Source organism: Sphingomonas sp. (genome assembly GCF_019242355.1).
GTDB lineage: Bacteria > Pseudomonadota > Alphaproteobacteria > Sphingomonadales > Sphingomonadaceae > Sphingomicrobium.
The window spans coordinates 1-6,630 of the sequence record NZ_JAFAVR010000152.1; the positions used below are offsets into that span (position 1 = coordinate 1).

Annotated in this window: 9 protein-coding genes and 1 tRNA gene; 5 read left to right on the plus strand and 5 right to left on the minus strand. The window is 67.5% G+C overall.

Annotated features, from left to right (window positions below):
• Both JOZ79_RS07520 and argC read right to left on the minus strand, forming a co-directional pair.
• Nucleotides 1-316 (minus strand): bifunctional ornithine acetyltransferase/N-acetylglutamate synthase (locus tag JOZ79_RS07520; protein WP_294072721.1); only part of this gene is annotated, 316 nt, incomplete at its 3' end.
• A complete protein-coding gene (gene argC, locus JOZ79_RS07525) occupies nt 313-1,320 on the minus strand; it encodes an N-acetyl-gamma-glutamyl-phosphate reductase (protein WP_294072724.1) in 1,008 nt (335 codons plus the stop codon). The genes argC and JOZ79_RS07520, both read right to left, overlap by 4 nt.
• 59 nt (nt 1,321-1,379) lie before the next feature.
• On the opposite strand from argC, the gene JOZ79_RS07530 reads away from it, so the two are divergent.
• A complete protein-coding gene (locus tag JOZ79_RS07530) occupies nt 1,380-1,844 on the plus strand; it encodes an arginine repressor (protein ID WP_294072727.1) in 465 nt (154 codons plus the stop codon).
• A gap of 5 nt (nt 1,845-1,849) precedes the next feature.
• On the opposite strand, the gene JOZ79_RS07535 is transcribed toward JOZ79_RS07530, so the two are convergent.
• Together JOZ79_RS07535 and JOZ79_RS07540 are read right to left on the minus strand one after the other, a co-directional pair.
• Nucleotides 1,850-3,610 (minus strand): cytochrome c biogenesis protein DipZ, encoded by a 1,761-nt coding sequence (locus JOZ79_RS07535; RefSeq protein WP_294072729.1) that lies wholly within the window; start codon nt 3,608-3,610, stop codon nt 1,850-1,852.
• Nucleotides 3,611-3,662: 52 nt separating this feature from the next.
• Nucleotides 3,663-3,735, minus strand: a tRNA-Ala gene (locus tag JOZ79_RS07540).
• Between the two features lie 124 nt (nt 3,736-3,859).
• Here JOZ79_RS07540 and JOZ79_RS07545 point away from each other — a divergent pair.
• Entirely contained in the window at nt 3,860-5,017 is a 1,158-nt protein-coding gene (locus JOZ79_RS07545) for an integrase (protein WP_366514805.1), read from the plus strand.
• Here JOZ79_RS07545 and JOZ79_RS07550 read toward each other — a convergent pair.
• Nucleotides 5,006-5,338 carry a hypothetical protein gene (locus tag JOZ79_RS07550; protein ID WP_294072732.1) on the minus strand — a complete coding sequence of 111 codons (333 nt, stop codon included), beginning with the start codon at nt 5,336-5,338 and terminating at the stop codon, nt 5,006-5,008. The two genes, JOZ79_RS07545 and JOZ79_RS07550, sit on opposite strands and share 12 nt — an antisense overlap.
• A 92-nt stretch (nt 5,339-5,430) precedes the next feature.
• Between JOZ79_RS07550 and JOZ79_RS07555 the strand changes: the two genes are divergently transcribed.
• From JOZ79_RS07555 to JOZ79_RS07565, 3 genes are all read left to right on the plus strand, one after another.
• The gene (locus JOZ79_RS07555; RefSeq protein WP_294072735.1) at nt 5,431-5,607 is read left to right on the plus strand and encodes an AlpA family phage regulatory protein; all 177 of its coding nucleotides are present in this window, start codon (nt 5,431-5,433) and stop codon (nt 5,605-5,607) included.
• A gap of 413 nt (nt 5,608-6,020) precedes the next feature.
• Nucleotides 6,021-6,278 (plus strand): hypothetical protein, encoded by a 258-nt coding sequence (locus tag JOZ79_RS07560; protein ID WP_294072738.1) that lies wholly within the window; start codon nt 6,021-6,023, stop codon nt 6,276-6,278.
• On the plus strand, nt 6,275-6,484 hold the full coding sequence (locus JOZ79_RS07565; protein WP_294072741.1) for a hypothetical protein: 210 nt from the start codon (nt 6,275-6,277) through the stop codon (nt 6,482-6,484). Before JOZ79_RS07560 ends, JOZ79_RS07565 begins: the two co-directional genes overlap by 4 nt.
• Nucleotides 6,485-6,630: the final 146 nt, after the last annotated feature.

A 6,630-nucleotide genomic window follows, 5' to 3' on the forward strand; every position in this document is an offset into this window, starting at 1 on the left:
CGTCGGAATTGGGGACGTGCAATGCCTCGCCCGCTGCCGCCGCCATCAGCTGCGCGTCCTTGTAGCCCGCCGCCCCGGTGCCGGCATTGGCGTTGCCCGAATTGACGATGACGGCCGCCGCCCGGCCGCCGTTCGCCTTCAGGGTCGCTCGGCCCAGCTCGACGGGCGGGGCCGGGAACCTGTTCTGGGTGAATACGGCGGCGCACGGGACCGCCTCCCCATCTTCGGTCGCGACCAGCGCCATGTCATACCGGCGCCGCTTGATGCCTGCGTGGCAGCCGGATGCGACGAAGCCTTCGGCCGCGGTGACACTCATGGATACACTCCGATCGGGGAAAGGCCCGCGCTCTCGTCGAGACCGAGCATAAGGTTGGCGCACTGGATCATCTGGCCAGCGGCGCCCTTGCCGAGGTTATCGATCGCGCAGAGCGCCAGGACGCGGGCGGTGCGCTCATCGTAGCAGGCCGTGACTCGCGCGCCGTTGGAGCCGCTTACCCACTTGGTGGCGGGCGGCTCCGGCGTCACGTGGACGAACGGCTCGGCGTCATAGGCGGCGTGCAGCGCCTGCAGCGGGTCGCACGGCGCCGGCGCGGTGCCGTAGCAAGTCGCGAGGATGCCGCGCGTCATCGGCGCCAGGTGCGGCGTGAACAGCAATGTCCCGCCGAGCGCCATCTCCATCTCGGCCGTGTGCCGATGAGCGAGCAGGCCGTAGGCGGAAAGGCTGCCGGCGGCGGTGTTGAACGCGCTCGACTCCTTGAGCTCTCGGCCGGCGCCGCTGACTCCGGAGGCCGCGTCGACAACCAGGCTGTGGGGGTCGACGAGGCCAGCGTCGATCAGCGGCTTGAGCGCGAGGATGGCCGCGGTCGCGTAGCAGCCGGCCGCGGCGACCGCTTTTGAGCCTCGGATCGCAACCCGGTTGATCTCGGGGATTCCGTAGACGAAGCGGTCGAGCAGCGCGGGCGCTTCGTGGGCGTGGCCATACCAGCGCTCGTAGGTCTCGGCGTCGTCGAGGCGGAAGTCGGCGCCGAGATCGACGAAGGGGATGCCGCGCGCCAGGATGGCGGAGGCTATGCGCTGGCTGTGCCCATGGGGGAGCGCGGCGAAGACGAGGTCCAGCTCGTCCAGCCCGGTCTCCTCGAAGCGCTCGATGGCCAACGCTTCGCAAACGGGAGCGAGATGCGGGTGGACGGCGCCGACCGCCTGCCCCGCCCGGCTGTCGCCGAACACCTTCGTCGCGCGAATCGCCGGATGCGCGGCGAGGCAGCGCAAGAGCTCGCCGCCGACATAGCCCGAGGCTCCGAGGATGGCCGTCCGAATCATGAGGGCGCGCCCTATCGGCGGATTTGCATAATCATGCAAGTTTCTGCATAAGAGTTTATATGAGTCGAAGCACCGACCACCGCCGGAGCGCCATCGCGGACCTGATCCGGCAGCACCGGCCCGCAAGCCAGGAGGAAGTCGCGGAGCAGCTTGCAGGCCTCGGATTTGCAGTCACCCAGGCGACGGTCTCCCGAGATCTCGAGCAGCTCGGGGCCGTGAAGGTCCGCCACGACGGGCGGCTGAGCTATGCGCTCCCCGACACCGATCGGCCGGGCGGCCGCTCGCGAGTGGCGACCGTTCTGCGCGACTGGGCGCGGTCGGTCGCGGTCGCGGGAAATCTCGTCGTCATCAGGACGCCGCCGGGCTCGGCTCACCTCGTCGGGGTCGCGCTGGACGAGGCGGAGCTTGCGGGAATCGTGGGCACGATCTGCGGCGACGATACGATCTTCGCCGCGACTCCGGGGTCTCGGGAGGCCGAGGGGATCGCCGCGCAGCTCGACGCAATGCGGTCCGGCCAGGCCTGAGGCGCTCAGCCGAAAGTGAAGGAAAAGGCCTCGGCCCCCGGGTCGAGGAACTCGATGGTGAAGGTTCGCTCGCGCGCCGCGCCCTTCTGCCGCACCAGCTGGTAGAGCCGCTGGCCCGTCACCTGCCCCGTGCCGTCGGCACCGGCATCCATCCCTGCATCCGCGCCGGGCGCCTTGCCGTCCAGCAGCACCCGGAACCGCACCGGCTTTCCGCTCGCCGAGCCCAGCACCAGGTGAAGGTCGCGTGAGGCAAAGCGGAAGTCGATGCGCGCTCCGGCCGAGAGCGACCGCGCGCTCTGCCTCTGGTCGATCCACCGCCCTTGCAGGTCCCACTGGTTCAAGGTCAGCGGCGCGCCTGCATAAGCGGTCGCCTTGTCGTGCATCAGCCGGCCGGGCGAGGCGAAGCGCTCAGCCCGGTAATAGCCGATGTAGGTCTCGGGCGAGCGCACCTGGCCCGAGGCCGCCGCTTCGGTGCCGGCGGCCCGGATCGCTGCCGTCGCTCCAGCGGGAGCGTGGCCCGCCTCGGCGAGCAACTGCCGGATCACGCGCTCCGACACATCATACTCGCCCTCGCCGTGATGATGGTAGCGGATGCGGCCCTCAGCATCGATGAAGAAGTGAGCGGGCCAGTAGCTGTTGTGCAGCGCGTTCCAAAGCATGTAGCCGTTATCGAGCGCGACCGGATAGCGGATGCCGAGGTCGGCCACCGCCTTACGCACATTGCCGGGGTCGCGCTCGAACGCGAACTCGGGCGCGTGCACGCCGATGATGACCAGCCCGTCCTTGCGATAGCGGTCGTCCCACGCCTTCAGGTAAGGCAGGGTCCGCAGGCAGTTGATGCAACTGTAGGTCCAGAAGTCGATCAGCACGACCTTGCCGCGTAGCTGAGCAGCGGTCAGCGGCTCGCTGTTGATCCAGGGGCCGAGGCCACCGAGCGACGGGAGCCGGCCTTCCACCGGAAGCACGAGCCGCCCGCTCCGGTCGCTGATCGTCGCACTCTCCGCCATCTGGTTGCCGAGGCCGAGCTTGCGCGCGAGATCGGTCTCGATCCCGGCGGTCTGCGCGCTCGACAGCCTGGCGAGCACCCGCGTATCGAGGCCGGTCGCGATCACTGCGACGCCGACTAGGACGAGCACTCCGAGCGCCTGCCGGATGCGCTCGCTTGCACCCAGCGACTTCTTCATCCGCGCGAACAGCTTGCCGCCGACCAGGAGAGCCAGCGCCAGCGAAGTCGCCGCCCCGAGCGCATAAGCGAGCAGCAGGAAGGTCGTATTGAGGCTCGCCCCCTGAATAGCGGCAGTGGTGAAGATGATGCCGAGGATGGGCCCCGCGCATGGCGCCCAGAGCAAGCCCGTCGCAACGCCGAGCACTGCCGACGACCAGATGCTCTCCTGCTCCCCCTGGTTGCGTTCCGACAGGCGCGAGCCGAGCGCGACCAGCGGACGCGTCATTCGATCCGACAGCGCCGGGAACAGCAAGGTCAGCCCGAACACCGCAAGCAGGACGAGCGCGACGGCACGCCCGATCCCGTTCACGCGCACCGCCCAGCCGCCGCCGACAGCCGCCAGCGTCGCGACGACCGCGAAGGTCAGCGCCATCCCGACAAGCATCGGCAGCGTGCTGCGCGCGAAGCTTCGGCCTGCGCGAGCAAAGACGAAGGGAAGCACCGGCAGGATGCAGGGGCTGAGGATCGTCAGGACGCCGCCAAGATAGGCCAGGATGATGAACAGCATCAGCGCCTCATCCGTCTCGGCGGCGTAACCCATGCTGAACGGCCGTCACCAGCATCCGGGCCCGTCCCGCATCAGGCTTGCAAGCTGGTGGAGCTGAGGGGAATCGAACCCCTGACCTCTGCAGTGCGATTGCGGAGAATTGGCTTTCCGCCAGTTCCCGTTTCTCTCGCAATTGGCAGATTTTAGGCACCGCGAGTTTCCACAAATTTCCGCTAGGTTTTCCGTATTCCATTCCGTACAATCGGGTGCCGCAGGTCGAGCTGCTGAGCGGAGACGAGAATCATGCTGGATCTCAGTCGCGTCAAGGATCGAGAGTCGCTCAAGCCGCGGCGCGAGCCGCACTGGCAGCGTTTGCGGCCGGGCTGTTTCATGGGCTTCCGAGTCGCCGCTCGAGGCGGCGCCGGCACATGGATCGCTCGCGCCTATGATGAGTCCAAGCGGGGATACCGCCTCAAAGCCCTGGGCAGCTTCGGCGAGAAGCCGGCCAACGAGCGCTTCGCGGTAGCCAAGGCCGCGGCGGAGGCGTTCGCCAGCGAGGTCGATCGGGGCAGCGTCACGGACGAGAAGATCGAGACCGTCCAGGATGCCTGCGAACGCTTCGGCAAGACGCGCAGCGATGCGGAAGCTCGCTTCAAGCGCTACGTCTATTCCGATCCGATCGCCAAGGTGAAGCTCGCGAAGCTGCGCCGGTCGCACATCGCGGCTTGGCGAACTCGTCTCGAGGAAACGCCTGCCCTCGTTTCGCGTCGGAAGAAGGGTGAGCCGATCACGCGCGCCCGGTCGCCGGCGACACTCAATCGCGACATGGCGGTGCTGCGGACAGCACTCGGCGGCGTCCTTCCTCTCGGCGCTCCAAACACCGAGGCCGCTTGGCAGGAGCCGCTCAGGCCGGTCAAGAATGCCGTGAAGCGGCGCACGCTATACCTCAATCGCGATCAGCGCCGCTGCCTGGTGGACGCGATCGGGAGCGAAGCGGAGCCGTTCGTTCGCGCCCTTTGCCTGCTGCCACTTCGCCCGGGTGCGGTTGCTGCGCTCACCGCGGGCGACTTCGACAAGCGCACTTCCGAATTGACCATCGGGAAGGACAAAGCGGGGAACGGGCGCCGGATCCTCGTGCCCGCAGTGGCGGCGGTGCTGTTCACCAAGGCCGGAAAGGACAAGCTGCCCGCCGCACCGCTCTTCACGCGAAGCAATGGCAAGGCGTGGGACAAAGAGACTTGGAATGATCCGATCGCTGAGGCAGCGATAGCGGTGAAGCTGCCGGCCGGTGTCACGGCCTATACGCTTCGGCACAGCACGATTACCGACTTGGTGACGTCGGGGCTGCCGCTGCTGACGGTCGCTCAAATCAGCGGCACGAGCGCGGAGATGATCGAAAAGCATTACGGCCACTTGGTGCGCCATGCCGCGACGGAAGCACTTGCAGGCCTAGCGCTCTGAGGCCTGCTTGGCTTCATACCAGCTGTCCCAGGTCCTGCTCTCGGAATGCGCAAGCGCCTTTCGATTGCCCAGCCGGTAAACAACCAGCAGCCGCGTACCGCGGGCTCCCGGTCGATAGCCGTCGGCCCTGAGACCGAGGTCCGACCGAAGCGGCACCATCCTTCGCAATGCTCGAATCACGGCCTGTCGATGCTTCAGCTCAATCGCGGCGACGTCCGGATAAGCGCGCCGGCAAAGCTCGTCGACGTCGAAAGACCGATCGGGCTCTCCGTCGACGACCTGCAAGATCGCTCGCATGACATGGCCGGCGCCTTTGCTCATTAAGTGTATAGCTTAAACCTACCGTCTTCCCGCAACAATGCGCAAATTGCCGTCTGAACCCGCCTGCTGCGGAGAGGACGATGGAACAGCTGTTGAGACTTCCCGAGGTCCGCGACCTCACTTGCCGGTCGACGACCCGGATCTATGCCGACATGGCGGCCGGCACCTTCCCCAAGCCCGTGCGGATCGGCGTGCGAGCCGTCGCGTGGCGGGAAAGCGAGCTGCGCGCGTGGCTCGATCAGCGGATCGCCGAGCGCCAGGTTGCGTGATGGCTTCGGTTTACAAGCGACCCGCACCCCAGGACTTCGACGTGATCCTGGTCGAGCGAGGCAGGCTCGCGTGTGAGGCTTGGTATCAAGCCCGCCGAACCACCGTGACGCGCTGGCTTGAGGAGCGAGGCAAGAACCGCCTGCTCGCCATGCGCGCCGCTTACTGGCGCAGCTGCCGCCGGTTCGAACGATCCCGCGTCGAGAGGCGCCGGTCATCCCATGATGGAGGCAAGGATGAACAGCAGACATAAGAGAACGCCGCCCGGATCAGGGGCGGCGCTCAAATCCATTGGCGACCAAGCAAACGGACCCGGCCTTTATAGCCCTTGGCGCTCGCCCGCTCAAGCGCTGCTACCACCACCGCGGATATTGGCCGAGCACTGGTTCCGAACCGCCGAGCTGGGACTCGCAGCATGAGGGGCCGTTTCCAGCCGCGTCGAGAGCACAGCCGACCGGCGCCGGCCATCGCGGTCCGCTCCGCTTCCGAGCGCGCGATCGTCATCTCGCCCGAGCCCTTCGGAGCCGGGTTTGACGTCCGCGTGGAGCCGGCATTGCCCGACGGGCGTCATTTCGGCCGGGAGCTGGCCACCATCAAAGCCGCGCGAGGCTACGCCCATGAGCTTCGCGACGAGCTCCGGTTGGGGATTGTCGACCAAGGAGACGTCGGATGAGCCGGTATCTGACCGGCACCCATCCGCAGCATGGCAAGCTATGGGCGGCGATCGATCCCGGCGCGCACCATCTCACCGGTCGCGTCGGCGAGCGAAAGTTCGTCGCCTACCTGGCGCCGTTTCGTTCGGAAGAGGAAGCCGCCGCGGCATTGCTTGAAGCCGGCGCGGCGCTCGACGCCGAGGACCGGAAGGCGCGAGCGAAATGAGTCGCCTGTCCGACAGTCCACTCACGCCGGTCGACGTGTTCGCACCGTGGGCGGGAGCAGAGGAGCGAGCCCTGCGCCGGCGCATCCATCGCGCGCAGACGGTCGCCGCGGCGAAAGCTGTTCGCGAGCGCAACGGCCGGGCCCGG

What these genes read in the sequence shown, in the direction of transcription:
- JOZ79_RS07545 (WP_366514805.1), top strand. Translation starts at nt 3,860, where the DNA reads ATGCTGGATCTCAGTCGCGTCAAGGATCGAGAGTCGCTCAAGCCGCGG.
- JOZ79_RS07565 (WP_294072741.1), top strand. Translation starts at nt 6,275, where the DNA reads ATGAGCCGGTATCTGACCGGCACCCATCCGCAGCATGGCAAGCTATGG.
- argC (WP_294072724.1), bottom strand. Translation starts at nt 1,320, where the DNA reads ATGATTCGGACGGCCATCCTCGGAGCCTCGGGCTATGTCGGCGGCGAG.
- JOZ79_RS07560 (WP_294072738.1), top strand. Translation starts at nt 6,021, where the DNA reads ATGAGGGGCCGTTTCCAGCCGCGTCGAGAGCACAGCCGACCGGCGCCG.
- JOZ79_RS07550 (WP_294072732.1), bottom strand. Translation starts at nt 5,338, where the DNA reads ATGAGCAAAGGCGCCGGCCATGTCATGCGAGCGATCTTGCAGGTCGTC.
- JOZ79_RS07530 (WP_294072727.1), top strand. Translation starts at nt 1,380, where the DNA reads ATGAGTCGAAGCACCGACCACCGCCGGAGCGCCATCGCGGACCTGATC.
- JOZ79_RS07535 (WP_294072729.1), bottom strand. Translation starts at nt 3,610, where the DNA reads ATGGGTTACGCCGCCGAGACGGATGAGGCGCTGATGCTGTTCATCATC.